At 62.0% G+C, this 26799-nt stretch carries 28 protein-coding genes, 4 pseudogenes and 1 other annotated feature; of the genes and pseudogenes, 21 read left to right on the top strand and 11 right to left on the bottom strand.

The window, feature by feature from the left end:
- The first annotated feature begins 1 nt into the window (after nucleotide 1).
- The 8 genes from SPHME3_RS0114315 to SPHME3_RS0114350 all read left to right on the top strand — a co-directional run bounded on the left by SPHME3_RS0114315 (nucleotide 2) and on the right by SPHME3_RS0114350 (nucleotide 6912).
- On the top strand, nucleotides 2-328 hold the full coding sequence (locus SPHME3_RS0114315; protein ID WP_026189095.1) for a hypothetical protein: 327 nt from the start codon (nucleotides 2-4) through the stop codon (nucleotides 326-328).
- On the top strand, nucleotides 325-558 hold the full coding sequence (locus SPHME3_RS0114320) for a hypothetical protein (RefSeq protein ID WP_018250907.1): 234 nt from the start codon (nucleotides 325-327) through the stop codon (nucleotides 556-558). Before SPHME3_RS0114315 ends, SPHME3_RS0114320 begins: the two co-directional genes overlap by 4 nt.
- Nucleotides 548-1240 carry a hypothetical protein gene (locus tag SPHME3_RS0114325; RefSeq protein WP_020493494.1) on the top strand — a complete coding sequence of 231 codons (693 nt, stop codon included), beginning with the start codon at nucleotides 548-550 and terminating at the stop codon, nucleotides 1238-1240. Before SPHME3_RS0114320 ends, SPHME3_RS0114325 begins: the two co-directional genes overlap by 11 nt.
- A complete protein-coding gene (locus SPHME3_RS0114330; RefSeq protein WP_018250909.1) occupies nucleotides 1237-2253 on the top strand; it encodes a TraU family protein in 1017 nt (338 codons plus the stop codon). Before SPHME3_RS0114325 ends, SPHME3_RS0114330 begins: the two co-directional genes overlap by 4 nt.
- A gap of 251 nt (nucleotides 2254-2504) precedes the next feature.
- Complete coding sequence (locus SPHME3_RS0114335; RefSeq protein ID WP_018250910.1) at nucleotides 2505-4361, top strand: hypothetical protein; 1857 nt, start codon at nucleotides 2505-2507, stop codon at nucleotides 4359-4361.
- On the top strand, nucleotides 4358-5482 hold the full coding sequence (gene traN, locus SPHME3_RS0114340; protein WP_018250911.1) for a conjugal transfer protein TraN: 1125 nt from the start codon (nucleotides 4358-4360) through the stop codon (nucleotides 5480-5482). The genes SPHME3_RS0114335 and traN overlap by 4 nt, the downstream gene beginning before the upstream one ends.
- Nucleotides 5454-6335: a type-F conjugative transfer system pilin assembly protein TrbC gene (locus SPHME3_RS0114345; RefSeq protein ID WP_026189097.1), complete on the top strand. Its 882-nt coding sequence runs from the start codon at nucleotides 5454-5456 to the stop codon at nucleotides 6333-6335. Before traN ends, SPHME3_RS0114345 begins: the two co-directional genes overlap by 29 nt.
- Complete coding sequence (locus SPHME3_RS0114350; RefSeq protein WP_026189098.1) at nucleotides 6307-6912, top strand: S26 family signal peptidase; 606 nt, start codon at nucleotides 6307-6309, stop codon at nucleotides 6910-6912. Before SPHME3_RS0114345 ends, SPHME3_RS0114350 begins: the two co-directional genes overlap by 29 nt.
- A 101-nt stretch (nucleotides 6913-7013) precedes the next feature.
- Here the strand turns inward: SPHME3_RS0114350 and SPHME3_RS0114355 are convergent, their stop codons facing one another.
- Both SPHME3_RS0114355 and SPHME3_RS0114360 read right to left on the bottom strand, forming a co-directional pair.
- The gene (locus SPHME3_RS0114355) at nucleotides 7014-7529 is read right to left on the bottom strand and encodes a GNAT family N-acetyltransferase (protein ID WP_018250915.1); all 516 of its coding nucleotides are present in this window, start codon (nucleotides 7527-7529) and stop codon (nucleotides 7014-7016) included.
- A gap of 21 nt (nucleotides 7530-7550) precedes the next feature.
- Complete coding sequence (locus SPHME3_RS0114360; protein ID WP_018250916.1) at nucleotides 7551-7853, bottom strand: type II toxin-antitoxin system TacA family antitoxin; 303 nt, start codon at nucleotides 7851-7853, stop codon at nucleotides 7551-7553.
- 42 nt (nucleotides 7854-7895) lie between these two features.
- On the opposite strand from SPHME3_RS0114360, the gene SPHME3_RS0114365 reads away from it, so the two are divergent.
- The 4 genes from SPHME3_RS0114365 to SPHME3_RS0114380 are packed head-to-tail and all read left to right on the top strand — an operon-like array spanning nucleotide 7896 to nucleotide 14643.
- Complete coding sequence (locus SPHME3_RS0114365) at nucleotides 7896-8813, top strand: conjugal transfer protein TraF (RefSeq protein ID WP_051076124.1); 918 nt, start codon at nucleotides 7896-7898, stop codon at nucleotides 8811-8813.
- The gene (locus SPHME3_RS0114370; protein ID WP_018250918.1) at nucleotides 8813-9388 is read left to right on the top strand and encodes a hypothetical protein; all 576 of its coding nucleotides are present in this window, start codon (nucleotides 8813-8815) and stop codon (nucleotides 9386-9388) included. The genes SPHME3_RS0114365 and SPHME3_RS0114370 overlap by 1 nt, the downstream gene beginning before the upstream one ends.
- Before the next feature lie 53 nt (nucleotides 9389-9441).
- The gene (locus SPHME3_RS0114375) at nucleotides 9442-10866 is read left to right on the top strand and encodes a conjugal transfer protein TraH (RefSeq protein ID WP_018250919.1); all 1425 of its coding nucleotides are present in this window, start codon (nucleotides 9442-9444) and stop codon (nucleotides 10864-10866) included.
- A 12-nt stretch (nucleotides 10867-10878) separates the two neighbouring features.
- The gene (locus SPHME3_RS0114380) at nucleotides 10879-14643 is read left to right on the top strand and encodes a conjugal transfer protein TraG N-terminal domain-containing protein (RefSeq protein ID WP_018250920.1); all 3765 of its coding nucleotides are present in this window, start codon (nucleotides 10879-10881) and stop codon (nucleotides 14641-14643) included.
- Here SPHME3_RS0114380 and SPHME3_RS0114385 read toward each other — a convergent pair.
- Nucleotides 14640-15113 (bottom strand): hypothetical protein, encoded by a 474-nt coding sequence (locus tag SPHME3_RS0114385; RefSeq protein ID WP_018250921.1) that lies wholly within the window; start codon nucleotides 15111-15113, stop codon nucleotides 14640-14642. The two genes, SPHME3_RS0114380 and SPHME3_RS0114385, sit on opposite strands and share 4 nt — an antisense overlap.
- Nucleotides 15114-15228: 115 nt before the next feature.
- On the opposite strand from SPHME3_RS0114385, the gene SPHME3_RS0114390 reads away from it, so the two are divergent.
- From SPHME3_RS0114390 to SPHME3_RS21735, 6 genes and pseudogenes are all read left to right on the top strand, one after another.
- Nucleotides 15229-15864, top strand: coding sequence for a hypothetical protein (locus SPHME3_RS0114390; protein ID WP_018250922.1), 636 nt, complete (start codon nucleotides 15229-15231; stop codon nucleotides 15862-15864).
- A gap of 21 nt (nucleotides 15865-15885) precedes the next feature.
- Entirely contained in the window at nucleotides 15886-16431 is a 546-nt protein-coding gene (locus SPHME3_RS20770; RefSeq protein ID WP_231376759.1) for an RES family NAD+ phosphorylase, read from the top strand.
- 612 nt (nucleotides 16432-17043) lie between these two features.
- The gene (locus SPHME3_RS0114395; protein ID WP_051076125.1) at nucleotides 17044-17340 is read left to right on the top strand and encodes a type II toxin-antitoxin system Phd/YefM family antitoxin; all 297 of its coding nucleotides are present in this window, start codon (nucleotides 17044-17046) and stop codon (nucleotides 17338-17340) included.
- The gene (locus SPHME3_RS0114400) at nucleotides 17337-17789 is read left to right on the top strand and encodes a type II toxin-antitoxin system VapC family toxin (RefSeq protein ID WP_026189101.1); all 453 of its coding nucleotides are present in this window, start codon (nucleotides 17337-17339) and stop codon (nucleotides 17787-17789) included. The genes SPHME3_RS0114395 and SPHME3_RS0114400 overlap by 4 nt, the downstream gene beginning before the upstream one ends.
- A gap of 13 nt (nucleotides 17790-17802) precedes the next feature.
- Nucleotides 17803-18717, top strand: a complete 915-nt coding sequence (locus SPHME3_RS0114405; RefSeq protein ID WP_018250926.1) for a HEPN domain-containing protein — start codon at nucleotides 17803-17805, stop codon at nucleotides 18715-18717.
- A 45-nt stretch (nucleotides 18718-18762) separates the two neighbouring features.
- Nucleotides 18763-18849: pseudogene (locus SPHME3_RS21735) on the top strand (HU family DNA-binding protein); the annotation flags it as partial.
- Between the two features lie 38 nt (nucleotides 18850-18887).
- Here SPHME3_RS21735 and SPHME3_RS0114410 read toward each other — a convergent pair.
- Nucleotides 18888-20116, bottom strand: a protein-coding gene (locus SPHME3_RS0114410) for an IS3 family transposase (RefSeq protein WP_156021381.1) whose coding sequence is annotated in 2 segments (ribosomal slippage) — nucleotides 18888-19828 and nucleotides 19828-20116 — 1230 coding nt in all. Because the reading frame shifts where the segments join, the coding sequence is not laid out codon by codon here.
- Nucleotides 19719-19835: a sequence feature (AL1L pseudoknot), on the bottom strand. (Overlaps the previous gene by 117 nt.)
- Between SPHME3_RS0114410 and SPHME3_RS20775 the strand changes: the two genes are divergently transcribed.
- Nucleotides 20048-20362: an HU family DNA-binding protein gene (locus SPHME3_RS20775; RefSeq protein ID WP_018250929.1), complete on the top strand. Its 315-nt coding sequence runs from the start codon at nucleotides 20048-20050 to the stop codon at nucleotides 20360-20362. The two genes, SPHME3_RS0114410 and SPHME3_RS20775, sit on opposite strands and share 69 nt — an antisense overlap.
- A 159-nt stretch (nucleotides 20363-20521) precedes the next feature.
- On the top strand, nucleotides 20522-20905 hold the full coding sequence (locus SPHME3_RS20780; protein ID WP_081614863.1) for a hypothetical protein: 384 nt from the start codon (nucleotides 20522-20524) through the stop codon (nucleotides 20903-20905).
- Nucleotides 20906-20934: 29 nt separating this feature from the next.
- On the opposite strand, the gene SPHME3_RS0114425 is transcribed toward SPHME3_RS20780, so the two are convergent.
- The 6 genes and pseudogenes from SPHME3_RS0114425 to SPHME3_RS21780 all read right to left on the bottom strand — a co-directional run bounded on the left by SPHME3_RS0114425 (nucleotide 20935) and on the right by SPHME3_RS21780 (nucleotide 24626).
- A complete protein-coding gene (locus tag SPHME3_RS0114425) occupies nucleotides 20935-21225 on the bottom strand; it encodes a helix-turn-helix domain-containing protein (RefSeq protein WP_018250930.1) in 291 nt (96 codons plus the stop codon).
- 540 nt (nucleotides 21226-21765) lie between these two features.
- Nucleotides 21766-22546, bottom strand: a pseudogene (locus SPHME3_RS21765) (IS1380 family transposase).
- Between the two features lie 95 nt (nucleotides 22547-22641).
- A pseudogene (locus SPHME3_RS21770) lies at nucleotides 22642-22962 on the bottom strand (transposase); the annotation flags it as partial.
- A gap of 138 nt (nucleotides 22963-23100) precedes the next feature.
- Nucleotides 23101-23682 carry an RNA polymerase sigma factor gene (locus tag SPHME3_RS20145; protein WP_018250933.1) on the bottom strand — a complete coding sequence of 194 codons (582 nt, stop codon included), beginning with the start codon at nucleotides 23680-23682 and terminating at the stop codon, nucleotides 23101-23103.
- Between the two features lie 574 nt (nucleotides 23683-24256).
- Nucleotides 24257-24511: a cyclophilin-like fold protein gene (locus tag SPHME3_RS21775; RefSeq protein WP_196801624.1), complete on the bottom strand. Its 255-nt coding sequence runs from the start codon at nucleotides 24509-24511 to the stop codon at nucleotides 24257-24259.
- Nucleotides 24402-24626 (bottom strand): cyclophilin-like fold protein, encoded by a 225-nt coding sequence (locus SPHME3_RS21780; protein WP_196801625.1) that lies wholly within the window; start codon nucleotides 24624-24626, stop codon nucleotides 24402-24404. The genes SPHME3_RS21775 and SPHME3_RS21780 overlap by 110 nt, the downstream gene beginning before the upstream one ends.
- Nucleotides 24627-25097: 471 nt before the next feature.
- Between SPHME3_RS21780 and SPHME3_RS0114455 the strand changes: the two are divergent.
- Nucleotides 25098-25901 (top strand): annotated as a pseudogene (locus SPHME3_RS0114455) (YHS domain-containing protein); the annotation flags it as partial.
- Between the two features lie 12 nt (nucleotides 25902-25913).
- Here SPHME3_RS0114455 and SPHME3_RS0114460 read toward each other — a convergent pair.
- On the bottom strand, nucleotides 25914-26726 hold the full coding sequence (locus tag SPHME3_RS0114460; RefSeq protein WP_037476622.1) for an IS5 family transposase: 813 nt from the start codon (nucleotides 26724-26726) through the stop codon (nucleotides 25914-25916).
- Nucleotides 26727-26799 lie beyond the last annotated feature (73 nt).

Genomic DNA, 26799 nt, shown 5'->3' on the forward strand with positions numbered 1-26799 from the left:
CATGGCGCGCTTTACACCGCATCCTGACCAGTTGCCGCTCAACTGGTCCGACAATGAAGCAATCGAATTAATCGTGGAGCGACGACTCGCCGAGCGGTTCGAGGCGGAATCCTTCCAGTGGCGTTTCCGGCTCGTCATGATCGAAACCGTGATGATGGGCCTGCTGGTTCTCGTCGCGGGGCTCCTGCTCAAGCAGCCGACCATGATGGTGCTGCGCGCCTCGCTACTCGTGGCGGCATCGTGCCTTGCGACTGGCCTGCTGCTGCTGAGCCTCTCGGCGGGCACCGCGAAGCTGATGAGCCGCCTGCGCCGGTGGAGGGGCAAATGAACGGCCTCACCTCTTCCACGCCCTCGCCGTCGGTGATCCGGCTCGTGGTCAGCGGTTTTCTGCTCATGATGGTCCAAAGCGCGCTCTTGCTGATGTCCCCTGCGCTCGACCGGGACTCCGGCATGCTGATCTGGGTCCTGACACCTCTGGCGTTCTCAGCCTTCGTCGCCGCGCTCATCGGCATTCCCGAGCCGCCCGAACAGCATTGGAGGCACCGTCATGGCAGATAGGCTGCTCGGTCGTGTTCGCCGCGGCCCGATACTGCTGGTGCTCGCCACGGGCAATCTGCTGGCTGTCGCAGCTGCATTCGGCGCAGCCGGACCGATCAACAGCACTGCCCCGTCGCGTAGCACGATCGGGCGGACGTGGCCGATCGCAGAACCTGATGCGCTAGCCGAGATCGAAGCCAAGGTCGCGACGCTTCCGAGCGACATGAGCAAGGCGTTCGGCGCGCGCGACAGGTGGACGGCGCTCAAGGCCGCGCCACTTGGGATTGCCGGCGCCGACCGGGTTCGCAGCGTCGTCCCCTTCTATACACTCGATTTCGACATCACCTTGCCCGATGGCAAGACGCTCTATCCCAAGGGCTTCACCTTCAACCCGCTGACCTATGTGAAGCTGCCCCAGCGCCTCGTCGTCGTGCATCCGCGCGAACTCGACTGGGCGCTCCGCAACGCCCGCACCAGCGATTTCATTCTACTCTCGGCGCTGGGCACGCAAAATGGCGATGCGATCGATCTTAGCGAGAAGACTGGCCGGCCGATCTACATCCTGGAGGAAAGGGTCAAGCAGCGGCTCGGGCTGACGGTGGCGCCGGTCATCGTCGAGCAGTCCGGCACACGGCTCGTTCTCACCGAATATGGGCCCAAGAGCCGCGCCGCTGCCGTTCCGCCAAAAGGAGCGATGCGATGATCGGACGTCTGCCTGTCTTCGTCGCTGGCCTGATCATCGGGCTTGTCATGACGCTTGCCTGGCCAAGCCAGGCCCATGCCTCCAAATGCGAGGCTGGCACGGTCTTCAATCCGATCACCAAGGTTCGCTGGACCTGCATCTTTCCGATCACGGTCGGGGGCATTCGGGTCGGCAGCTTCGACAAGCTCGACAAGGCGCTCGACGCGCAATCGGCCTCCAAGCCCTTGTGCGCCTGTCGCAAGGGCATCCAGTTCTGGTTCGGGGTCAAGGTTTCCTACTGGTCGCCGAACCGAATGGTGGATGTCGTGACCGAACCAGGCTGCATGATGGCCTTGGGCGCAGATCTGCTGCCGACCGGCGGCAAACTGCAAGGCAGTCAGTCGTCGATCTCGGACGGCACCAACACCCGCAAGATGTTCGCGCAGATGCACTATTACATCTCGCCGGTGTGGGCGATGCTCGACATGTTCACCGACCTGCCCTGCCTCGAGAATGACGGCTTCGATGTCGCCATGATCACCGAGGTTTTGCCTACCTGGCAGTCGGGGACGTTAGGCGCGATCATCCAGCCCGAGGGCATATTGTTCGGCAACCCCGCCGCCGGCCTTGCCTGCATGGGCGACAGCGCCGCGGCGGCCGCAGGCAAGGTCATCGATCCGCTCTTCTGGTGCATGGGGAGCTGGGGCGCCACCTATCCGATCGCCGGCGACATCCATTTCGACGACAGCGTCGAGGCCTGGGCGGGACTCGCAGCACGCGGGGTCTTCATGATGGGGCGCCTGGGCGCGCTCACCATCAGCTCGTCGGATGGTTGCTCCTTCGTCCCCCAGCCCGTCTGGACCAAGAGCCGCTACAAGCTCCAGATCATGGAGCCTGTGAAGGGCGGCAAGTGCGTGAACATTGGTCGGCCAGGTTCACTCTGGTCCTCGGCCAAGCACGCGCCGGGCAAAGACAATGCCCAATTCATGCTCTTTGAAAAGGTGATCTGCTGCGCCGGGATACCGGTGCCATGAGCCGATCGCTTTCCCCTGTTCCCGCGCGCGACAGCCGTCCTTTCCGGAGGTCTGTTCGCCAAGGCCCCTACGGTCGAGGGCTGCCGCGCGGGACCGGAGCGGCGCCGTCAAGCCCCCCTGGCGGCGTCGCTCCACCCTTGGCCAGCGCGGCCGCAATGTTCCCCCGATGGGACCGGCGTCTCCTCTCCGCCTGTTCCATCATCGCGACCGCGCTGGCCATTTCCTTCTCTTCATGCGCCTCGGCGCAGACGATGGACGAGCGGGCGCGTGCCGCTGCCGAGGCGTCACGCGCCAAGACAAGTGACAGCGACGCGCTTCAGCAGAATTATGTGACGCCGGGTCTGGCTGGACAGCCGATCTCGACCGTCGACAACAGCCGCACTTTCGCGCCGAACATCGCCTGCCAGAAGACCGCGACGATGCTCGAGGTACTGGTTCAGCCATCGGGCACCGGCGACCTCGGCACAGTCACGATCGCGCGCGACACCGATCTCGATGGAACGGTCGATTTGACATCGAACCTGCCCGTGCCGGTCTCGGGCATTTGCGCGAACGGCGTTGTGTCGTGTCAACCCGGCAGCTGGAATGGCTGCAGCTTCTACCGCTGGGATGTCGATGCGACCAAGGCGTTGAAGCTGACCTCGGTCGACATGCCCAAGCTCGCCGGCTGCTACTGCATCAACAATAGCTGCGGCACCAATCTTGCCTGGGGCAATATGGCCTCCGTACTGCGCGATCTGGGCGGCGGGATGATTGGCGCGCTGACGACCGCCGACCCGCGCTATGGGGTCGCAGAAGCCATCATCGACGGTCCGGCCATTCGCTATGTCGGCGCGCAGTCGACCGCCTGCTCATCCAACCCTAACCTGCCCCAGACCGGTTATAGATCCAATCCCGCGATCATCGCCTCCGACGCCTATGCCGCATCGAGCGGCAGTGCGGTGTTTCAGGCGCTCAAGGGCTCGGCGACCGGAACCGGCACATCGCTGCAATATCGGCACTGCACCATCGAACGGCGAGTGACGGTACTCAAGCCCGGCGCGGAGGACATCATCAGCCGGAACTCGGGCGGCTATTCGACGATCCAGAATGGCTCGTCCTTCGATTTCCTGATGGGTTCGCCAACCGACAACAGCCTTGCAGGCGGCAGTTGCACGCTGATCGACTTCCGTATGACGCTGCATGTGAGCGACCCGGATCGTATCATCGACGCACGCCTCACCCAGTTCTTCGCAGATGATTGGGCGCAGGTACGTGTTGATGACCAACTGGTCGGTTCGGGTCCTTCGCCCTGGACGACACTTGGGCTCCCACCGAGCAAATGCGAACTCAAGAAGACCTTTTATGCTTATCCCAATCTCGACCTGAAGCCCTGGCTCACCGCCGGCGATCACGAGATCTGGCTGCGCGTCGCGGTGGCGTCAGGCGGCGAGGGCTTCGCGCAGGTGCATGTCGACGTCGACAATAGCTGCAAGACGCTGGAGCAGGTCGTCGACGGTTGCGGAGCGATCGCCGCCGATCCGCAATGCAAGCTCGACAGTGAGCTGGTCGATGGGGTCCAGACCTGGATCAATGGTGTCGCCACGGGTTTGAGGCCCCTGCCCCAGACCCGCATCCTGGGCGGTCCCGCCTGCCCGACCGACCTCATGCGTGACTTCTTCCAAAAAGACCGCACCTATCGCTGTAGCGTCGATGACATCGAGAAGCCGGATACAAGTCGCGGCGCCTATATCATCGACCATTCGACCGAGACATTGCTGGCCGACCGGACGCGTCAGAGCGACGGCAGTTACTCCACCTCGACACGAGCATTCAGCCTTCCCGACCGCGGCTCGGTGCCGGCGTGCGAACCCGTCTGCAAAACACGCGCGCCCAAGGCGAACAGTGAAGCGGCAATCGACGGCGTTGTCGGCGCCAAACAGAATGTGCCGACCGGCTACGACACCTTCTTCCACGCCTGCACAGCCGACAGCCAGTGCCCGGCAGGCCCCGGTGAGGAGATCGTGTCAGCCTGTGGCTGCCTCGACGATTTTCCCGAGGCTGTCGTGATGATGCAGACCGTCCGCCTTGCAGGCGCGGATCTCGTCTGCACGGGGAGCGTACAATGAGCCGCTGTTTCATCAACGGACAATGGCGTTTCGATCCGCGCGGTGCCGCGCTCGCGCTGGTACTCGGCCTGGGAGTTGCCCTCGCCTGCCCGAGTGCCGCCAATGCGCAGCAGATCTGCGCCGCCGATATCAACAATAATGGCGATGCGGCCGACGAAGGGGAGCAGGCAAGCTGCCTGGCGACCATCAGCGGAGCATGGCTCTGCCCGATCCAGGAGGTCGATTGCGTCGCCGATGCCATGGGACAGTATAGCTGCCCGGTCGGTCCGCAATATGCCTGCCTCGTCAAGAGCACCGGCGGGGCGCCATCGTGTTCGCCCAATCAGTGCGCCGATCTTGCTAACAATCCGGTCGTCGAAGAACCGCCGATGGACGATCCGGGCACCGAGCCCACCGGCGGCATCGATGCCGACGGCAATTGCATGGGGACCATCGAGATCTTCTCGGGCCGCGGCGTGCGCTGCCGGCCTGCCGGACTTTCGACCACCTTTTCCAATTGCTGCAAAGACAAGGGCAAGATCGTGAAAGACGGGATGGGATCGTCCATTTCGTCAATCGGCACCAAGATCGCGGTGGCCAAGGGCGTGTTCACCGGCATGAAGGCCGCCTACACAGCGTTCAAGGCCGGGGCGACCGCAAGTCAGGCGGCGAGTTCTGGCGCCAACGCTTTGATCGTGGGACTTGACCCGACTTCAATCGCGATCAGCCTCGCGATCAATTTCATGATCGATTTCCTGTTTTCCGGCTGTGACCAGCAGGACATGGAGACGGCGATGCTCCGGTCGTCGGGCATGTGCCACGAGATCGGCAGCTATTGCACGTCGAGCTTCCTCGGCATCTGCCTCCAGAAGGCGCGTGCGCATTGCTGCTTCAACACAAAGCTCGGGCGCATCATCCAGGAACAGGGCCGTCCCCAGCTCAAGGCGTTCAACGGCAATCTATGGGGGACGGCAAAGAAGCCGATGTGCCGCGGCTTCACGCCTGAGGAGTTCCAGGCACTCGACTTCAGCAAGATCGACCTCTCCGAATATTATGCGGACATCGAGGCCCGCGCCCAATCCGACATCCAGATAGACATGGGGGAGCGCGTCAATGCGTATCTCAAAGCAGTCAATCCATAAACTCGCCCTCCTTGCGCTGATAGGTGCTGCAACCGCCGCGCTCGGACAGGATGCCACGCATGGCGCCGATCAAGGCGATGCCAGGCATGCCGCCGCCGATCAGGGCCACGCCAGCATGGACCGGCTCGAAAGCGCCGTCGCCCGCGGGAAGCAAGCTGTGGGGCAGCCGCCGGATCTAAGGCTTCCGCGTACCGATAACCCTGCCGACCGCAGGCGCGCCTTCGAAGGCCTTAGGGGCCGCGCGCCTATGCCAGAAATGGATGCGCGCGCCCGCGCTGCGCAGGCGCGCGGAGAAGTAAGCCTTGCAGCCGAGCGGGAACGACAAGCCAAGGCATTGCGCCAGGCTTTGGGGCTGGAACCCGCCGAAGAACAAGCGCTCGCCAAGGCCGCCCCTGCGGTGATCGTCAAGGGTTGGGTACCGGTCCTGTTCGTCTCCTCCTCGATGCCAATCTCGACGCTGCGCAACTATGCGGTCCAGCTCGAGCGGGTGCACGGGGTGATGGCGTTTCGCGGCGTGCCGGGAGGTCTTCGGAAGATGGGCCCGATGGCGAAGCTGACGGCCCAGATCCTGCGTATCGATCCGGGCTGTGAGGGGCCGAACTGCGTCATGCGCAATGTCCAGCTTATCATCGACCCCATCGTGTTCCGGCAGCACGGGATCGTCCAGGTCCCCGCGCTCGCCATGATCCCGGGTGATCCGACCCAGGCTTATTGCGAACGCGACGATGACAGCCCTCGGGCAGCCCATGTCGTGTTCGGCGACAGCGCGCTCTCCGGAATGCTCGACGAATATGCCCGCCTGGGCGGGAAAGAGGAGGTAAGCCATGCTCAGGCTCTTCTGGCTAATCGTTAGGTGGATCGCCGGTCTCTGGCCACGCTTGCGCAGCCTGCCGCGGAAGGCGGCGGTGACGCTCGGCGCTCCCGGCCCCGATCAGCCCGCGCGGCCGAAACGACTCTGGCACGCCATGCTGGTAGTTCTGCCCCTTGCGCTGTTCGCCGCGGTCCTGATGCCGCAAGTCACTTTGGTCATGTCCCCGTCGATCGAGGCCTATGCCGTCCGCAAGAGCCCCGGGCTGATCGTCCGCGGTGATTATGTGATGTTCACGCTGCATCACGCGATTGCGGGTCCAAAGCCGGTATCGGTCACGAAGCATGCGCTCTGCCTGCCTGGCGACCGGCTTACAATGTTCGAGACGCCCTCCCCGCTCAAGCCGAGCAGCTGGGATGGTCACTATTACTGCAATGGCCACCTGCTGGGTGTGAGCCTTCCGCTGGCCCATAACGGGATGGAGCTCAGCCATATGAAATGGAGCGGCATCATCCCCGCCGGGATGGCCTATGTCGGATCGACGCATCCTCGGGGGTTCGACAGCCGCTATTTCGGGCTGCTGCCGATCGCGAGCCTCATTCGCATGGAGCGTATCCTGTGAGCGCGGGCGATCAGGCAAGGCTCATCAGGCGCCGCTACGAACATCGGCCTGTCCTCGATCCCCGAAAGGCCCCGTCAGGCTGCACGCAGTGCAGGATGTGGTTAGCCCTGCAGCGCCCGAACGGCTTCGATTGGCATGAGCAGAACGCGCTCTCCCAGCGGCGAGACGATGAAACCATGCCGCGCGTAGAAGCCGACGGCTTCGTCGTCGATCGCGTGCACGATGACCGCGCGAACCCCGGCGATCTCCGAGGCGGCAGCACAGCGGCGCAGGGCATCGGCAAGCAGATCGGCGCCAAGGCCAAGCCCCTGAAAGCTCGATGCGACGGCCAGCCTCGCGATCAAAAGCAGGGGCACCTTGTCGGGCATGCCCTTGCGCAGTCTCGCAGTGGGCAAGGCCGCGCGCTCCTCCATCGCGGTGGTAATCGTATAATAGCCAACCACCTGACTGGGCCGCTCGGCTTCGCAGACCACATAGGTGCGCGCCGAAGCGCCTTCGCTGGCAAGGGCGCGCTCGGCGAGCCAGCTGTTGAGCGAGGCATGGCGCCCATTATCGAACGCGGCGACCTCGTGATCGGCGTTGAGGCGTTCGGGCGGCGTAACACGGCGCTTGGACATGGAATCGAGCGACGCGTCCGATCATCGATTCCAGAGTGGTTCGCGTTTCATCAGTTTTTCAAGAGCTGGCGACGGCGCGGGCGGCGCATCGAGAAGGCTCAGGAACTGCTCATGGCTTTCGGCATCCAGGAAAAAGGTGCGCTGATCGAGGATCGCGGCTTCGGCTTCCCGCCTCGCGCTCGCGAGCATGAACTCGGACAGCTTCTGCCCACGCAACGAAGCGGCGCGGCTGAGCATCGCCTTGAGCTCGGCCGCAGCCCTGATCTGGATGACATCGTCCTTACGCGTCGAGGCGCTTCGATCGGTATGTGCGTGCTGTGCCATGTCGCAAAACTCCTTGGCCGTATCTGGCGCTTTGCCACGACAATGTCAATACAAAGTGACAGCCCGCAGCGTCGACTTTCCATCATCGGCCTCTCCCTCGCGGCGCTCTTTGCGCTTCCGCCAGCGGTCAGTGCGCAAGGGGCTCCGGCTGCCGTCCCATCCAGGCAAGGCTATTGGTGGTATGAGGCGCCCAAACCAAAGGCTGAGGACAGGGCCGAGCCGGACGCATTGGTCAAGCCCGTCATACCACCGATGGCGGAACTGGCGACCTGGAGTCCACCGAAGATCCGCAAACTCATCGAAGAGCAGCGCGACTATGCCGCGACGGTGCTGACGGTCGATGCGGTCGCCGATTTCTGGCGGCTTCAGGATTTCGCACGGCGCAAGGCACGCGCGTTCGCGGGTGTGACGCAGATCGCGATGCTGCAATATCCCGAACTCAACTCGAAATCGGCCAACCCGATGGTCGGCGATGCCCGGTCAGAGATGTCGGCGGAGAAGGACGCCATTCGCCGATCCTATCTGCGCGCCCATGCGAGCGAGTTCGCTCTCGTCATGTTCTCGCGTTCAACCTGCGGATATTGTCGGGTCCAGTGGCCGATCATCCAGCGATTCCAGGAGGAAATGGGCTGGCAGGTGACGCTCATGGATCTCGACAAGCGGCCTGATGTCAGCGCGCGGTTCGGTGTCGAGATCACGCCGACGACCATGATCATCCGGCGCGGCAGCCAGCAACGCATGATCATAGCCTCTGGCGTCGAGGCATATCCCAACCTCGCACAGATGGCCTATCAGGCGGTTCGCTTGCTGCGCGGCGATATCCGGCCCGAGCAGTTCATGACAGGACCGGGCGAAGATGCCGGCTTCTTCGATGCACTCGGCAACGGCCCGGTGTCCGCAACCGATCCCCGTGCTCTCGGCGGCGATCTGGTAGACGCTTCCATTGGACGGAAACCGTGATGCGTGCGCTCATCCTCCTCGGCATCCCGGGCCTGGTCATCGGCATGGGTTCGGCATCCGCGCAGACCGTCAGCCAAGCGGAGGCGATGCGGGCCGCGATCCACCCGGTCGGCGACGCGAAGGCGATGCAGGCCTGGCTCTCGCGGGTTCCGGTTACACGGGAGTTCCCCGATGATTTCACGACCACGCTGAGAGGGCATGGCGCCGCGTTCGTCATCGAAATGACGACAACACCCGGCTGCGTGCCCTGCGGCGACCTTTGGACCAAGCTGACGGCGCTGGGCACGCGATATGGCTGGCAGGTCCGCACGATCGGCGCCCAGGAGGCGATGATCCGGTCGGGACGTCTCGGCTTGCCCTGGGTCGGGCATCCCGTGGCCTGGGTTCGCCCCGTCTCGGACGATGTTCGGGTCGTGCCGGTGGCGATCGGCACCGATCACGCGCCCAACCTGGCCCGCAATCTCTATTTGGCCGCGAAGATGCTGACGGGCGTGAGACCCGCGGTCGGCGTCCGCGCCATGTCCAAGTTCACCGGCATCGTGGGGCTGCCGGCGACCCGAACCGGAAGGCGCTGAGCGATGGCGGCCTCAGCCCTTCCTCCCTCACCTCAGATTGTCCGGAGTCCGCCATGTTTGCCAGGCCTCGTGCAGCCGTTCGCGCGCTGATCGCTCTCCTTGTCGCCACGCTTTTCTCCGCGGCGCCCGCCCATGCCCAGAGTTGGGCCGAGAGCTGGTTCGACAACGTCACCTACACATCCCCCGGCAGCTTCGAGGATCAGACCCGCGGCTATGTGACCGCAGGCGGGATGTCCGGCCGCGTCGACGTCCATAATGACTATCTGATGTCGGTGAGCCTGCCCAAGGTCAGGGCGGGTTGCGGCGGCATCGACATGTTCCTGGGCGGCATGTCGTTCCTCGACCCCGATTATCTGGTCCAGAAGTTGGAGAGCATTCTTCAGGCGGCGCCGGCGGTCGCCTTCCAGTATCTGCTCGAGACGCTCGACGAGAAGATGGGGAACATCATCTCGAAAATGGAGGCGGCCACCAATTTCCTGAACTCGATTCAGGTCAATGACTGCCGTCTCGCCAATCGCATGGTCCAGATCGCCAAAGGCGACGACAATATGTCGGGGATCATCGAGGAGATGACCGGCTATCGCTCGGTCAAGCAGGGATTTGCGAAGAGCTACCAGCAAAGCCGCGAGAAGATCGAGGCGAACAACAACAACCCAACAGAGGACTTGAAGGACGCGCTCGCCAACTGCCCGGCAGAAGTGACCGACATCTTCCGCACCGGGTCGCTGCTTTCTCATGCCGCCTCGCGCGTCGGCGCAGCCGACTGGGCGAGCGTGATGCGCGCCCGGGTCGGCGACGTTTATATGCGCTGGGACGACGGCGACCGCGTGCCCTTGTTCACGGCCATTCCGCAATGCCCCGCACAGGACACGGAAAGCGCGCAGGATTTCCTGACAGGCCGCGTCCAGCGCCGTACGCTCAATTTCCCGCCGACCGGCGCCGACTGCGAGCAGGACGGGTCGGGTCGCGGTGCGCTCGTTCTGGCCCGAGAGCGCATGCAGTCGATCGCGACCAAGATCCGCACCCGTGCGGCGCTCTCGGCCGAGGAGAAACAGTTCGTCGCCAATGTCAGGACGCTTCCGGTATATCGCATGCTGGAGTGGGGCGTTCGCCAGGGCGTCGTCGACTCCGTCGTTGCCGATACCGACGAACTGGTAGCCCTCACCCTTGCCTACCAGATGCTCAATGACCTGACCCGCACGATCGACTTCACGGTGACGAACGCCGAGCGCGGCGCGACCGTCGCGGGTTCGGCAGACGGGAACAACAAGAATGTCTGCCAGACGCGGATACTGTCCAAAGGCATCGAGCAGCTACGGGATCTCAGAGACGAGGTGCTGCGCCAGCGCGCGCAGATGCGGCAGAGCTACATGGCCGCTCTCAATCAAGCCAATCTTTCCGCAAACTACGCCGGGCTCCTGCGGACACGCGACCGTGATGCTCGCGACGCCGCCGGCGCCGCTGCCCGCAACCAATAGGAACAAATTGTCATGCGCAGGCTTGCGAGGCTGATTGCCACCTTCCCCGCCCTTTTTCTCGCTTCGCCCGCGCTCGCGGTCGATACGAGCTTCCACACCTATGACGGGTTCGCCGAGACGGTCGACGCCTTCCGTCTCGTCTCGATGATCTTCGGGGATCCGCGCTACGAGACACTGGTGATGATCGTCGCGACGGTCGGCATCGGTCTCGGGGCAATCATCGCCAGCGTGCGAGGAACCGGCATGGGCCTCGTCGCCTTCGGTTTCCAGATCCTGGTCGGCGTCGGGCTCTTCGTCGGCCTGATCGCCACGACTGGCACGGTCCATGTCTACGATCGCGTCCGCAACGCCTATCAGCCAGTCGGTGGCGTTCCCAATCTGCTTGTCCTCGTCGCCGGCGCAACCAACATGATGGAGCGCGCGATGGTCGAGACGATCGACGACAACACCCTCGATCCCAACGCCAAGATCGAATTCGGCGCGGGCGGACACAGTTTCGACCTGTTCCTCAACGCGGTCAGCCCACGCGGGCCGATGACCGATGTGTTTCTCGATGCGACCATCAAGGACTATGTCCGTCAATGCTATCCGGTCGCGCGCGTGTCGGCCGCCTATGGCGTCGATGACGATCAGTTGTTCCGGACGTCGACCGACTTGCCTGCCTCGTTCGCGGCAATGGCGGGGCCAGCGACCTTCTCGACAGTCTATACCGAGGCCGACAAGGGCGGCACGACGGTGAGTTGCTCCGAAGCCTGGACGCACATTTCGGATCGCCTGTCCGACCCCGTGCTGTTCGATAATTACACCAGTCAGATCTGCGCTCGCACGGGTTATGACACCGGCAATGCCCAGCAGATGACCCGCTGTCGGCAACAGCTTGACGAAATGGGCCAGATGATGCTCGGCCGGCCGCTGAGCGCGCAGGCGTTCCTGACCCACATCCTTCTAGGCAACACGGTCGGCGACGTTCTCTTCGAGGATTCGCCGGCCAGTGCGGCGAGGGTCATGGCCAATCGCGCGGTCATCTCGAATGGCCTGGCGACCATGTCGGTCGCAAACGAATGGATGCCGACGATCCGGGCCACGGTGTTCGGCATCATGCTTTTCATGATCCCCATCGCTTTGCTGTTCATCCTGACGCCGATCAACCTGCGCGTGGCGAGCTTCGCGCTCGGTATGTTCGTCTTCGTGGCTCTCTGGGGTGTGATCGACGCGGGCATCTATCAGCTCACTCTCGGCCGCGCGACCGCGACACTCGCCGAACTGCGATCCAATGCGCTCGCTGTCAATGCCTGGTTGCTTGCGCCGTCCGCCGCAATGAAGGCGCTTGCGATCTTCGGCAGTTTCCGAACGGCCGCCGCCGGGCTTGCCGGGGCTTTCGTGTTTACCGTTTTCCGTTTCAGCGGCAACGTGTTCACTTCCTTCACCTCGGGATCGCTTGGGATTGCGAGTCAAGGGACAGCCGCGGCAGCGCCTATGGGCACGGCCGAGGGTCAGGCTTCCGCGCTGGAGGCTCAGGCTTCGGCAATGGGAACGCGTTCCCGCGCCGCGGCGGCTTCGAGCTTTGGGGATTTTGGAGAGCGCTCCACTTTCGGTGCCAACCGGACCTATGGCGAGGCTGGCCACATTCTGGGTGAGCGCCCAGGAACGCCGGGCGGTACGGCTTTCGCGCTCGGCGGCATCGAGGGTTCGCGCCAGTTGGGGAGCCTCGCGCCGGCGCTGGGCGGCCGCGATCTTGCCGATCCGGCTGTCGCGCGCACGGTCCAGGCCAATGCTGCGACCACGGCCATTCATCAGTTCGCCGAGAAGGATGCGTTGAGAAGTCTTGGGACAAGCTATTTCGGGCAGGGCGAAGCCGGTGAGAAGGCATTCGCCGCCTTCAGCCAGAATCTTGTCCAGTGGCGCGCATTCGGCGACCAGCGCGCTTATGGGATGATGATGCAAGGCGCGACGCGTCACTTTGAACGCGCTGGATATTCGCCAGCGGACGCGCAGCTCAAGGCGTCGGGTGTTATCGGCGAGGCGCAGGCCGACCCAACCTTCGCCAAGCTCACTGCCAATGCTTTCGACCAGGAACAGATGTTCAGGAACGATCTCACCTCTGCACAAATCCAGGTGGGTGCGATGGAGGGACGCCGGGACCATGCTGGCGACAATGTAGCCGGCATCGAACGCGCCAACGTCGCAACCGAACAGGGCTGGCGCACCGGCAGCAATCAGGGCCAGCGCGAAGCCGCGTCTATGTTGGGCCTGTCGGTGGACGAAACATCCCGCCGCATAGGGTTTATCAATGCGCTGTCGGGCGAAGCGCGCAGCACCGCGATCAGTCAACTCTCCCGTGCCACCGGCCGCAACGAGGCGCAGGTCGAGGCTGCGTTGGAGCGTTACAGTGCGGCCACTCACCTTGGCACCGCTGATGGCGCGACTGCAGAGGCAGGCCGCGAAGGCACAAGCATCTATGGCCGCACCCGCGAGGCGGCCGGCTATGATTTCGCCGAGCGCTCGGGCAGGCTCGACGCACAGCGTGAGGTTGGAACCTCCGGGACGCGCGACGCGGCGCGGATCGGCGAGCAACGCAGGCAGTCGGAGAATTTCGGCTTTGCCGAGGGAGCTGCGGCTGCTGGCGCGTCGACGCGCGAGGCTGCGCGTCTCGACAGCTTCATCCAGGCACTGAGCCGGACCGCTGGCAACCAGGTCGACATGTCGGAAGGTGGTGCGCCCGGTATCGCCGATCGCGCGCGTAACGAGCGGCTGACCTCGATCGTCGATCGGGAGCGGCTCACCCGCATGCAGGGCCTGCTTGCCGAGCATGGTGTCAACCTGAGCAAGCGCCAGATCGCCATGGACCAGAATGGCGATCTGGGGCTCAATCTCACCCCCGAGACTGCTGCCGCCATGTGGAAGGCGGGGCTCATCAACGAAAGTCAACTCGGTGCGATTGCCAATGGAGGGCATGCACGCTTCAGTTTCGCCCACAATGACCTCCTCGTCTCAAGCGGGACGGATTTCAGCCGTTCGGCGCGCAACGACACCAGCACACGGTTCGAGGCCGGCAAACAAGCTGGCCCCGATACCATCGAGCATTTCATGGGCGGCGGCGCCGAGGGTCAGGCCATGCTCTCAAACTGGCTTCGCGGCGGTTTCGAGATGGATCGCAAGGGTGAGTGGCGTCTCAAGCCACAGGTCGCCGACACGCTCCAGCGCGATGTGCAGGCGGTCATGGCGCAGACGGGATGGCAGAGAACTCTATCCCGCTCAGCCGCTGATCAGACGACAATGGGAAGCACTGTCGGCCTCGAAATTGGAAGGACGGTGTCTACTTCAGATAGTGAAACGACGAGCGACAGCGCGCGGTCTGGCAAGGGACGGCAACGAGGACCAACCCAGACGACTAGCAAAGGGAAAACGACGGCTGGTCGCTTTGGTGGCGATGTAGGTTTTCGGAGCACGGATCAGGGATCCACTACCGAAGCCGCGCAATCCACGATGGACATTGTGAACTACGATGTTCGGGAATCGATTGCTGCCGCTGAGCGTGCTGCGGCGCGCTCCAGCGATCCCGCAACAACCTTCTCCCGTGAGCTGTCGAACCGAGTCTTGGGCACCGACGGCTTGCGCAATCGCTACCTTCAGGATGCGGACAACGGGCGTGCCACCTTTGATATCACTGGTCCACTGACTTCGCTGGAACAAAACTCTGTTCTTTCGAAGGGCAGCTTCTCAACGGACATCGCCGGCAGTCCTGGCGACGGCGACAGTACCTTCAAGAAGCGCTAACGGTGCTTTCCGGTATGGGGATCAATGTAGCCTGGATTCAGCGGGTTTAAGGGATTCCCGATCCAAAATGGTCCAGATCGGGGATCGGACGGATCGGCGAAGGCGCGCGATCTCTTTACCATCCGCTCATGCTCTTCCCAAACGCGCTGTCTCTCTGCGTCGGTCTCCTCATCGAACAGCGGCATTCCTCCACCCTGTCCGACAAAGTTGTCGAAACGCTCCCTGACATAGCCGACACCCAGCACCATCAGGGCGGTCATCGGGAAGAACAGGATATTCAGATAGCCCGCCAGTGCTCCACGATAAAACACCGCCAGCGCGTCAACGCGCGTCGACATGGCCATACCCACCCACCAGATGGGAATAGCCATCCACCATAGCTTGGCATACCAAGGCGACCAGAGCCACGCCGACAGTTTCGGCGCCTCCGGCCTGCTCGCATTGTCCTGATCGTCGATGGCGGTTTCCACCGTGAAATCCTTTCGGATTCCTCTTACCATCAAAGGCGTCTAACGTCACCCCAATCGATAATCCGCCCTTGTCCTTTTTGTCCTAATTTATATATCACGGACGGAAAGGACAATCATGGTCAACACCGCCCACGTCGCGAAATCCAGCCGGCGCACCTCGCCGCCGGCAGCCTTTTCCGCAAACGACACTTTGCGGCACAAGGCGCTGGAAAAGCTGAAGCTGGCGATTGCCAAAGCAGTGGAGTCCGCCAGCGACGATACGCTTGCCGATATTGTCGGTTCTGAAGATCTCCGGCACGCGCTGGTCATCGCACCACGCGACATCGCGCCCGAAGCGCCCGCCGACCTCGAAGCGATCAGGGCAGCACGCGAACGGACCGCGCAATTTCGTGAGGAAATGGCCGAGCGGGCCGGCGGCATGTTCGACCGCCCCCATGTCGCCGAGATGCTCGGCGTCTCTCAGGCCGCGATCGACAAGCAGCGCCAGCGTCGCCAGATTCTGGGCGTCCCCTACGGAACGGATATCCGCTATCCCGCCGCGCAGTTTGTTAAAGGCGAGGTATTGCATGGCCTGAAGGCTGTGCTGGAAGCCTTTGACGATATGAACCCCTGGGAGCAGTTGATGATGCTCACCACGCCGCTCGATGGGTTTGGATCGTCCCCCGAAACAATTTTCCAAACGCTCGCGAGGCGGCCGGAGCAGAGAATTCTAAAGCAGCTTGCAGGTTTGGTCGCGAGCTGGACCGCCTGATCGTCAGTGGTGCCCATCCGATTGAGACGTATCGGCGCGGGCGTGCGCCTTCATCGCATACATCGCGCCGAGCATGGTCCGATTTTCTTCGGGCCTGCCGGCGATGCGCCGCAGTCCCGATTCGACTCGCCCGATGGCAGCTACAAGGTGCTCTACGCGGCACGGACGCTCGAAACGGCATTCGGCGAAACGCTCGTTCGAACGCCCGAAACGCCATATATCCTGTCGTCAGCCATCGAAAGTCGAGTGCGCGGTGAACTGGAGACCACAAGAGCTCTAAAACTATATCCGCTGATCGATGCCAGTGTCTCCGCACAAGGCCTCTCTTTCTCCGATCTTCACGGTATCGACTATCTGCGATGCAGGGAGGACAGCGCAGAAATCCATGCGACGACGGTTGCCGATGGCATTCTTTATACCTCCCGGTTCGACAACCATCGCTGTGTAGCGCTGTTCGATCGCGCCGCGAACGCAATTGCCGAGACGACAATTAAAGCGGTTGCAATTGGAGCGGCCCAAGCGACCGTCCTCGCCCATCACTTCGGAAAAATATTCGTCGAGCCCTGAATGGCCGACCCGGCGAGGCGCCGAAGTGCGCCTATCGGGCATGTGGAGGCAGCCACGCCATCAACAAGCTTCGCATTCGGAGTTGCGGATTAGTTGGTCGCCCAACCCGTGAATACCGACCATTATTTTCCAAGGAATACCGGGCTCTGTGCATGGCGACGAAGGCAGGGACTGTAACCATCGGCTGACACTTCACCCGCAACCTGGAGCAGAACCGCATCCTCGAAGTGGCGCGCTCTTGATCGTCGCCTATCTCTTGGTTCGACTGTGGTTAGGGCGGGGCGGCGGCGCGCACCCGGTCGATGGAAACACCTTCACAAAATTCCTGAAACCTTCACTATTCGCAAGTATCTAGAATTTTATGAGTGTGCTTGCTTCCAGCCTGTCCAATGGAAAGTTTGCTGGCCGTGTCTTTGATGAGCGGCAGCTAGCCGAGGCAATCGGCGCTGCCGAGGGGGTCGACTATCGCCGATCGCGACCATCAAATGGACTTTATTTACGTGCAGTGTGAATCTCAGAACTCGCGCAAGGCTTTTGCGCGCAAGCTGCCGGAGTCGCTTGCCGAAAACCGACAGAAAGGCTATGCCTGACTAGCTAGTCAGGAGAAGGCAAGTGGGCACAGCCGTTCGCAAGGGAAACAGGGATAAATCCGGTCAACCCGGTGCCTGGAAACTGGAGGATGCCAAGGCCCGCTTCAGCGAAGTGGTCAGGCGCGCGCAGAACGAAGGCCCGCAGCGAGTGACGGTTCGAGGCCGGGAAGCTGTTGTCGTTATCAGCGTGGACGAACTTAATCGCCTCCTCCCCAAGGATGCTGGCAAGCCCGATTTCGTGCCGTTCCTTGAGGGTCTTGGCCTCGACGGTCTCGACCTTGAGCGGGAGGTCGACCGGGGACGGGACATCGTCCTATGAAGGGCTGGCTGCTAGACACACATGTCGTTTCGGCGCTGGCGAGTCCTGGCGGTGCGCCAACCGTGAAGGCATGGGCATCGGGGCAGCCAGAACATCGTATGTTCCTGAGCGTCCTGACGCTCGCCGAATATGATAAGGGTATTCATAACATCGAACCCGATCATCCGGACCGCTCCCGCTATATGGCGGCCCGCGATGCGCTTGCTCACCGCTTCGGCGATCGGCTCCTCTCTGTCGACGACGCCATCGTCTTCCGCTGGGGCGAGATTTCGGGCGACGTCAAGCGCAGAGTCCGGCAGGCTCCGCCGGTCATTGACACATTGCTCGCCGCGACCGCGATCGAACATGACCTCTTCCTGGTGACGCGCAACGTGAAGGACACCCGTCACAGCGGGGCCGTGATCTTCAATCCCTGGGAAGACGATCCATCCCACTTTCCTTTGGCCTGAGCCGAGCGACACTATGAAAACCGAACTTGACCATCTGCCGGCGAACAAGCGACGCGAACTTGATCGGGTCATCCAGATCCTGTTTGAGGAATTCGAGGACGCGCATGGCCAGCCGACCGGCCCCCGCAAGCTGGGCCGCATCCTGAAGATCATCCTGTATGGTTCATACGCGACGGGGCGTTGGGTCCATGAGCCGCACACCGAGCGCGGATATCGCTCGGATTTCGACCTGCTCATTATCGTCAACCAGAAGGAACTGACCGACCGGCTGGAATATTGGGAAAAGGCGGCTGAGCGCCTTGATCGCGAGACCATGATCCTGAACCGGCTGCGGACTCCGGTCAATTTCATCGTTCACACCCTGCAGGAGGTGAATGACGGACTCGCGCACGGCCGCTATTTCTTCATGGACATCGCCCGCGAAGGCATCGCCCTTTACCAAGCCGACGACAGCGAGCTGCACAAGCCCAAGCCAAAGACGGCGCAGCAGGCCTACGATATGGCCAAGGGCTATTATGACCAGTGGTTCGGACTGGCCGTATCCTCAAGAATGGGTTTTCAATTTTTCTACCAAGCCAAGCAGTATCCGGACGCTGCCTACAACCTGCAGCAGGCGTGCGAGCGGCTCTATTATTGCATTCTGCTGGTCTTCACTTTCTACACGCCATACAGCCACAACATCAAATTTCTGCGGCAGTTGGCGGAGAGGCTGTCGCCCAAACTCATAGATGTGTGGCCACGCGACAAGCGGAAGCTCGAGGCCCGCTTCCTGAAGCTCAAGGACGCTTATGTGAAGGCGCGCCACTCCGACTGGTTCCAAATGACCGACGAGGAATTTTTGTATCTCTCGGAGCGGATTGAACTGCTGGGTAACGTCGTCAACGAGCTATGCCAGGAAAAGCTGGCTGAGCTGGAGGCAAAGTTATAGTGGCCTGGCCCACAGCGAACCACAACAACCCAATGGGAGTTTTTCATGAATAACAGTGATCTAGCCGACAAGCTGGTGGCCGAGTCCGGTGTGAGCAAGGCCGATGCTCGTAAAACGGTGGACGCGGTGTTTGAACCGCGCCGGGTTTGCCGGAGGCGTTGGGTTGTGAGTCACGCTGCCATATCGAGGTTGTCCGCGGCAGCATAATATTGCTCTTCGGCTTCGGCAGGCGGGATGTTGCCGATGGGTTCGAGCAGCCGACGATGGTTGAACCAGTCGACCCATTCGAGGGTGGCGTATTCGACGGCTTCGAAGCTGCGCCACGGTCCACGCCTGTGGATCACCTCGGCCTTGTAGAGGCCGTTGATCGTCTCGGCCAAAGCGTTGTCGTAGCTGTCTCCGACACTGCCGACCGACGGCTCGATCCCTGCTTCAGCGAGGCGCTCGGTGTACTTGATGGACACGTATTGCGATCCGCGGTCGCTATGATGGATGAGGCCGCCCCGATGGGCCGGCCGTCGATCGTGAAGCGCCTGTTCCAAGGCGTCGAGGACGAAGCTGGCATGCGCCGTCCTGCTGGCTCGCCAGCCGACGATCCGCCTGGCGTAGGTGTCGATGACGAAGGCGACGTAGACGAACCCCGCCCAGGTCGCGACGTAGGTGAAGTCGGACACCCACAACATGTTCGGCGCTGGCGCGTAGAACCTGCGGTTGACGTGATCGAGCGGGCATGGCGCCGCCTTGTCACTGATGGTTGTGCGCACCGGCTTGCCCCGGATCACCCCTGCCAGGCCCATCTCACGCATCAGCCGCGCGACCGTACAGCGGGCGACCGGAAAGCCTTCCCGCATCATTTGCCGCCAGACCTTGCGCACGCCGTAGACCGCGAAGTTCTCGGCGAATACGCGAGCGACCTCGGGCTTCAGGGCAACGTCCCGCTGCGCCCGTGCTGACAGGCGTGTCGGATCCTGTCGCTGCGCGACGCGCTCGTGATAGGTGGATGGGGCGATCGGCAGGACGCGGCAGATCGGCTCGACCCCATAGGCATCGCGGTGATCGTCAATGAAGGCGATCATCGCCGGAACGGGCGGTCGAGCTCCGCCTGCGCAAAATATGCCGACGCCTTGCGCAGTATCTCGTTGGCCTGCCGCAGCTCGCGAACCTCGCGTTCCAGCGCCTTCACCTTATCGGCGACCTCGGTCGGGACACCGGCGCGCCTACCACTATCGACCTCGGCCTTCTTCACCCACTCAAACAACGTCTGCGGAACGCAGCCGATCTTCTCCGAGATCGACACAATAGCTGCCCAGCGAGAGGGATGGTCGGCCTCGTGATCCAGCACCATCCGCACCGCACGCTCGCGGACCTCAGGCGCAAATTTGTTCGTCGTCTTGCTCATACAGGCTCCACCTTCTCAGGAGTTGGAGCCTCCGGCAAACTCGGTGCGGTTCAGTTCGCCGCAATCGCAGAGGCCGCGGCAAGCGGCGAAGAGATTTCGCTCAACGGCTTCGGCAAGTTCAAAGTTAAGGAAGCCGCGGCTCGCGAAGGTCGCAATCCAGCGACTGGCGCGACCATCCGGATTGCTGCGTCCAAGAAGCTGACCTTCACGCCTGCCAAGGCCGTCAAGGACAAGCTGAACGGTTGAACGAACTAGACCGGCGGCGGACAGAGGCCCGCTGCCGGTGCTAAGTCTGAAAGGGTCCAAGGGCCAGATGTCAAAGGCTACCCCTAGGTCGTCAAGCGAGAATCGCCGAACCGTACATAATGAGGCGTAGGCCGGGTCGCCGTAACCGAGGTTGATCACGTGGCAGAGGAAGCAATTCCCGACCGGGCGGCACGCCGGATAGCACTGGCACTCGTCGAGCAATGCGTACGCAATACGCAGCTTGAGGAACTTCATGCAGGAAAAGCGCCGGACAGTCTTTCGGGCGACTTCACTGACGTGAAGGTGGTCACACCTTATGGAGAAATTCCCTGGCCTCAGCTCTCGCGCATCTCGGACGCCGAGATGAAGGCGCTCATGATCGAGATCGTAAACCGGGTCTATACGTTCCTTACCCATATAGAGGACCTCACCGCTCTCAGTGATTCCGCACGTTGGGATTGCCCTGTGCATGATCCAAATCTCCTGCGGACGGCTCTTCGCCGAGCCGCCGCTCGCAAGGGCGAACGAACCGACGACAACTAAACTTTTCGGCCGGGTCTCAGTATAGCCGATTACAACAGGAGCTCACGCCGCCATCGCGCCGGTGGTATCCCGTTTGCCTTGGCAAAGGCCTTTGTGAAATGAGCCTGATCCGAAAAACCGCATTCAAGTGCGATTTGCGCGATCGGTATCTGCGTTCGGGCCAGCAGGTCCTCAGCACGCTGCACGCGCTGCCGCACGAACCATGCGTAGGGTGCGATACCCATCGTGTTGGAGAATGCTCGAATGAAATAGCACAGCGATAGCCGGCACTCGGACGCAAGCTCGTGGACCGAGATAATTTCACTGACGTCGCGTAGCATGATCTGTGTCGCGACACGGACTTGCCAAGGCGCGAGCTTTGGCCTGACGTCAGGTCTCGAATGCGCGACGCTCTTGCGCTTTCGCTTCCGTGCGCAGCGCGAAGAAGGCGCGAAATCCGTCGATCGAGCACATGGCGCAACCTCCGCGGTCATACGTTACAAGCCGCCATGGCGACTCCTCCGGGCCTATCGAAGCAGCCTTTCCGCGCTGGGAATTTCAACGCGCTGCTTCCTCGATCACCACCCAAAGCCTGCCGCACGAATGCGAACAGCGACTTGCAGGAGGAGATCCTTGCATTCCCGTGCGTGGACACGCGGGCGCGAGGAAAGGCGCCCATCTTTTTCGCGAAGGATTCTGCGAGCGCTGATGGCCTTATCTGGCGTCGTGGTTTTCCCGAGGCTTCTGGGCCGGCGCAATTGCACTTTCTAACTGTGGTTGCGGCAGATCACTCCTGCAGCATTCATACCGCGACGAATTTGCGGCCAACGGCAAGAGTGAGCAGCCCAAGGACAAGAGCAGCCATGACATGCGTCATAAAATCACCAACTGAGAGCGTTGCCGGAGGGCAAAAGGGCGTAGACGCATGGTGGCAAATTCAGCGGTGCGCAGGAGTGGGCGGCGGTGTGGAGGATGAGCCGCATCTGGTTGGCGTTAGCCGAGCGGCAGGAGGTCCGATCACTTTTGAGTTGGGACTTGTGGAGCTTGATCAGATTCTCTGCCTGGCGGCGTGCGCAATAGAGGACGTCGTAAGATGCTTCGCGCTGCCGACGGCCAGCGAGGTGACGACGAAGCGGATATCAAAACCGAGAGTGTTGGCCTCGATGCGCGCGACGACGCGGCGTTTGGTCTTACCCCAACTTTTCGCCGCATATCGGGTCTCGGTATATCGCCGTAGCTGGCTGTCGCCACGGATCGCGCGATCGGTCGCGCACCTTTCGGCCTCGGTGACGATGACGGGATCGGTGTGCAGAGCGGCATTGCACGGCAGTCCAAAGACCTAGTCGACGCAGTTCCTTTCGCACCACGCCATCGGCTCTGGACGGCTAGAATGGCCATCGCCGCGCAGATTGATGTGGGTGTCAGGCGTGTGGCGGCGGATGCGACGCACGAGCCGGCGAATATGGCAGGCGATCTCAGCGCCGGATGGTGTCTCGCCGGTGCGCAACAGCATCGCGACAGGGCGACGGCCGCGGTGTCGTAGACGTGGATCGGCAGGAAGCAGCGCTCGCCATGATGGCCGTTCCAGAACGACAGCTGCTGCATGTCGTGAACGACGTCGACGGTATCGTCGATGTCGAACGTGACCGCAGACGGCGGCATGAGATAGCTCGCGCAGTAGATGTTGACAGCGTGCCGGTCAGGCGGAAGATTTCTCGGGTCGTCGGTGCATTTTCCCAGCGCGACATTGTTGGCTGGCTCGCAAGACCGACCGGTCCATCCGGCAGCTTGCCCAGCGCCAGCTTGAAGCCGGGATCGTGGCTCAGAGTGTCGAGATCGTCGGCGTCTTCGTAGCCGCAGGAGATCGTCAGCATACGGGCGCGCAGAATGTCGGCGACACGGTGGATCACTCGCCCCTGATCGCGCGGATCAGCGATGCATGCGGCGAGTCGATCTGCGATCCCCAACCGCCGCTCGGCCTGCGCAAGCAGCAGCACACCGCCGTCCGACGTCAGACGACCGCCATCGAACGCGGCTGTAATTTTCCGGCCACGAATGGCTGGGAAGGTGAGGCGAATCCGCTATCGTCAGCCATAGCGGTCGTGGCACTTTCTGTCTGGAGCAGAGGGATGGCGTAAGCACCCGTTCTCTATTACAAATCAGAGACTAGACCATGATCGCCACCACCAAGTTGGTCTACCGGTGAATATTCCGGGTTAGGATGGCTTCTTGGGCCGGCGCAGGATCTTGCGGAGATAGGTTTCGGCGCGAACCAACTCCTTTTGAACAGAGCGCTTGTGCAGACCGAACTCCGCGGCAATCTCGTTCTGCTGCTTTTCGTCGCGCCATCTGGCCAGAAAAATTGCCTGCCGCTTAAGGGGAAGAGAGTGAAGCGCCTCGAGGGCCCGGTCCATCTCGTCTGCGGCAAGGACGGCAGCTTCCTGGTCCGGTGTGTTATCGGGGAATTCGGATAGCTTGGCCACATCCAAGTTCACGGTGCGCCACTCGCTGCGACGCCGGTTGATAGCCGAATTTACGGCCATACGGTAGAGATACGACCGCGGGCTGTGCAGGTCGCCGATGCTGGGCTCAGACCTCAGTTTAACGTAGACATCGTGGAGCGCCTCTGCGGCGGCCTCCGGAGAGCGCAGATGCCCGGAGAGACGCCTCAGCAGCGAGTCATACTCGCTCTCAAGCAGGGCAAGTAGCCTTTGCGCCGGGTCGTTGCTACCGGTCTCGAAGGAAGCGTCAAATTCGCTCGCCTGCTGAGGTTGAGATGATTCTGGTTCGTCAGTCATTGCTTTCAGGGCTCTAGCGGTAGCCCGCTCGCCCAGGCATCCGACGAAAACTCTTTGAGAAACTGTGCAGCACGAAGTGAATGATCGGTTTCCGATCCTAGCATTTCTTGCCGGAATCTTGCCATAATCAATACGGGGTTATTACAGATTCCCCAGAAAATAGCAAAATACCAACATTAAAACATCATCCAATATGCGAATAACTTCTATTACAATAGATAGGCATTGATAATTACCTTTAAACGGTATTGAGAATTATCATCTAAAAATGGCAACTTACCGTTCGCATAGTTAACACAATCAAAATATGTTGGTTACCACGATTTGGAGGTCTCGCGGCTGGATCGCCTGTATGACCACATCGCACCTTGCGCCATCTGCCATCCTGTAGACTCAAAGAAACATCTGATCTGCGCGAGAATCGGCGAGAACCTTGCGGCGTGCGACATGGCGAAGCTGGCCGAGCGTGACGGAAAATTCTACCCATCCATGTCCGGCCCACATAGTCAGACGCACGCGGGCGCGATGCCCACGATAAGCTAGCGTACCCCCTCCTTTGTGAATCGCACCATGCCTATTGTGCAGGAGATCGCGCAGGGGCAGAACCGGGTGAGAGGCGGACCAAGCTGGCGCTGGCAAAAGCCTCAGAATCCCCTTCCAAGTGGCCAAGGTGGATAAGCGTGGGGGAGCGATGTCCGTCACGGCAGAATATCGCGAGATTACCGCGTAGCGCGTAGGATGTGAGGTCTCCCGTCTTCGGTGTGATCGCGTCGGACGCCGCCTCTCGCTTGAGACGTCGGGGCAGGTCGGCGTCCGTTGTTACCGCCAAAGTCTTTCAGCGACAGTTCCAAGGGGAGTTGTGCCAGGAATTCGCGCGCCATCGGTGCATCGCCGATATGCGCCGTCAACCGTCGATCGCCCGCAACAATTTCAATCATGGTCATGGTTTCAATTCTGTTCGTGACGGTGGATGACGGCGAGCCGCTCGCCTCATCCTTCTGCGCAGAAGGCTCGGCACGGGCCACAGCCTCCGGAGCCGAGGGGTGCTAAGCTCAGTACGAGATGTGGCAGCCCATGTGAGAGGGTGTGCAGATTAAAGCGAGCGGCTGGTCAGGAGGCGGCGCCCGTCGGGGTCGCGAGCAAGGCCCCGTGGGCAATGAGCGCACGCTTGACCGAGTGACGCAGGACAGGGTGTCGACATTGGTCGGCCCTCCTCATCGTCCTGGGTTGAGCGGAGGACATCACCTCTCCTGGCAGCCTTCTGCGAACATGCACGCTCCCACGTCGCCCCTATATCGGCGATCAGTTGGGGGGGGCGGCACAACATTCCTTTTACAGGACACAACTCGAAGGCGACATCCACTTGACCCTGACATGATGTCAGACCTTATTTCCTACGACAAAGGAGAAAGGCGATGCACGATCATCATGGGCATGACAGCGATTGCTCCCCGCATGCCGAGCCTGCGCGCGAGGTGAAGGATCTTGTCTGCGGAATGCGCGTGGATCCCCGCAAGACACAGCACCATGCCGAACGAGATGGCGCAACCTTTCACTTTTGTAGCGCGGGATGCCGGGCAAAATTTGTTGCCGATCCCGCAAGATATCTGACGCCGCAATCGCCGCCCGCCCCCGCCGCATCGGCTTCCGGGATGTGGACCTGCCCGATGCATCCCGAGATCCGTCGCAACGGCCCTGGCACCTGCCCGATCTGCGGGATGGCGCTGGAGCCCGTCGAGCAAAACGGTAACGAAGGGCCGAACCCCGAACTGGTCGATTTCACCCGCCGCCTCTGGGTGAGCGGCATTCTCGCGGCACCGCTGCTGCTGCTCTCGATGGGGGGTGAAATGGTTGGGCTGCACCTTGTGCCCATGCGCTGGTCGCCTTGGGCGCAACTCGCGCTCACCGCGCCGATCGTGCTGTGGGGTGGACGGCCCTTTTTCGAGCGCGGCTGGGCCTCGCTGAAGAGCCGCCACTATAATATGTTCACTTTGATCGCGATCGGCGTCGGCGCCGCGTTCCTCTACAGCCTCGTCGCCACCCTCGCACCCGGTATCTTCCCGGACGCATTCCGCGGGCACGGTGGCATGGTCCCGATCTACTACGAAGCGGCGGGCGTCGTCGTCGCGCTCGTGTTGCTCGGCCAGGTCCTGGAGTTACGGGCGCGCGCATCCACCGGCCGCGCCATTCGCGCTCTGCTCAATCTCGCGCCTAAGAGCCCGTTTTGAATCTCATGCGTAACGAGCGAGACGTCTGACGAGGACGAGCGCTGCGGCGGCGTAGAGGAAGGCGGTTGCGGAGCGAAGGGATCGTTCGAAGTCCTTGGTCAGCCGCCGGTTTCGGTTGATCCAGGCGAAGGTGCGCTCGACCACCCACCGTCTCGGATGGACCACGAAGCCGTTCTGGTCGGCGAATTTGCGGACGATTTCGATGGTGATGGAGGTGGCGTCAGCGACGCGCGCGCTGTTGTAGGCGCTGTCGGCGAAGGCGCGCTCGACAAAGGGATGCCGCCGCCGTGACTGCCGCAGGAGCGGCACCGCGCCATCGCGATCCTGCACGTCGGCCGGGTGAACGAGCAGTTCGAGGGCGCGGCCATCGGTATCGACCATGGCGTGACGCTTGCGCCCCATGACCTTCTTGCCGGCATCGTAGCCTTTCGGCCCGCCCGCTTCGGTGGTCTTCACGCTCTGGCTGTCGATCACGGCGGCCGATGGGCAAGGCGGGCGACCGAGGCGGGCACGATCGCGCTGGACCAGATGGTGGTTCAGGCTCTCGAACACGCCTGCGTCGCGCAGTTCGGAGAACCAGCCATACACGGTGCCCCACGGCGGAAAACTATCGGGCAGGAGACGCCAGGGACAGCCGGACCTCAGCACGTACAGGATCGCCTCAATGATCCGGCGCATCGACCACCGGCGACGTCGTCCGCATGGTCGAGGTGATGGCAGATGCGGCTCGATCAGCCGCCACTCGGCATCGGTAAGATCGCTTCCATAGCGCAGGCCAGCGCGGCTATGCTGCGCGCGGGCGGTCGGGCTCCACATCGGTCACTCCAGAATAGGTGTCGCAACCCTCTGGAATCACACCGAAGCCCGATCGTCCAACCTCATTCCGCTA

It is taken from the genome of Sphingomonas melonis DAPP-PG 224 (assembly GCF_000379045.1).
Classification (GTDB): domain Bacteria; phylum Pseudomonadota; class Alphaproteobacteria; order Sphingomonadales; family Sphingomonadaceae; genus Sphingomonas; species Sphingomonas aquatilis.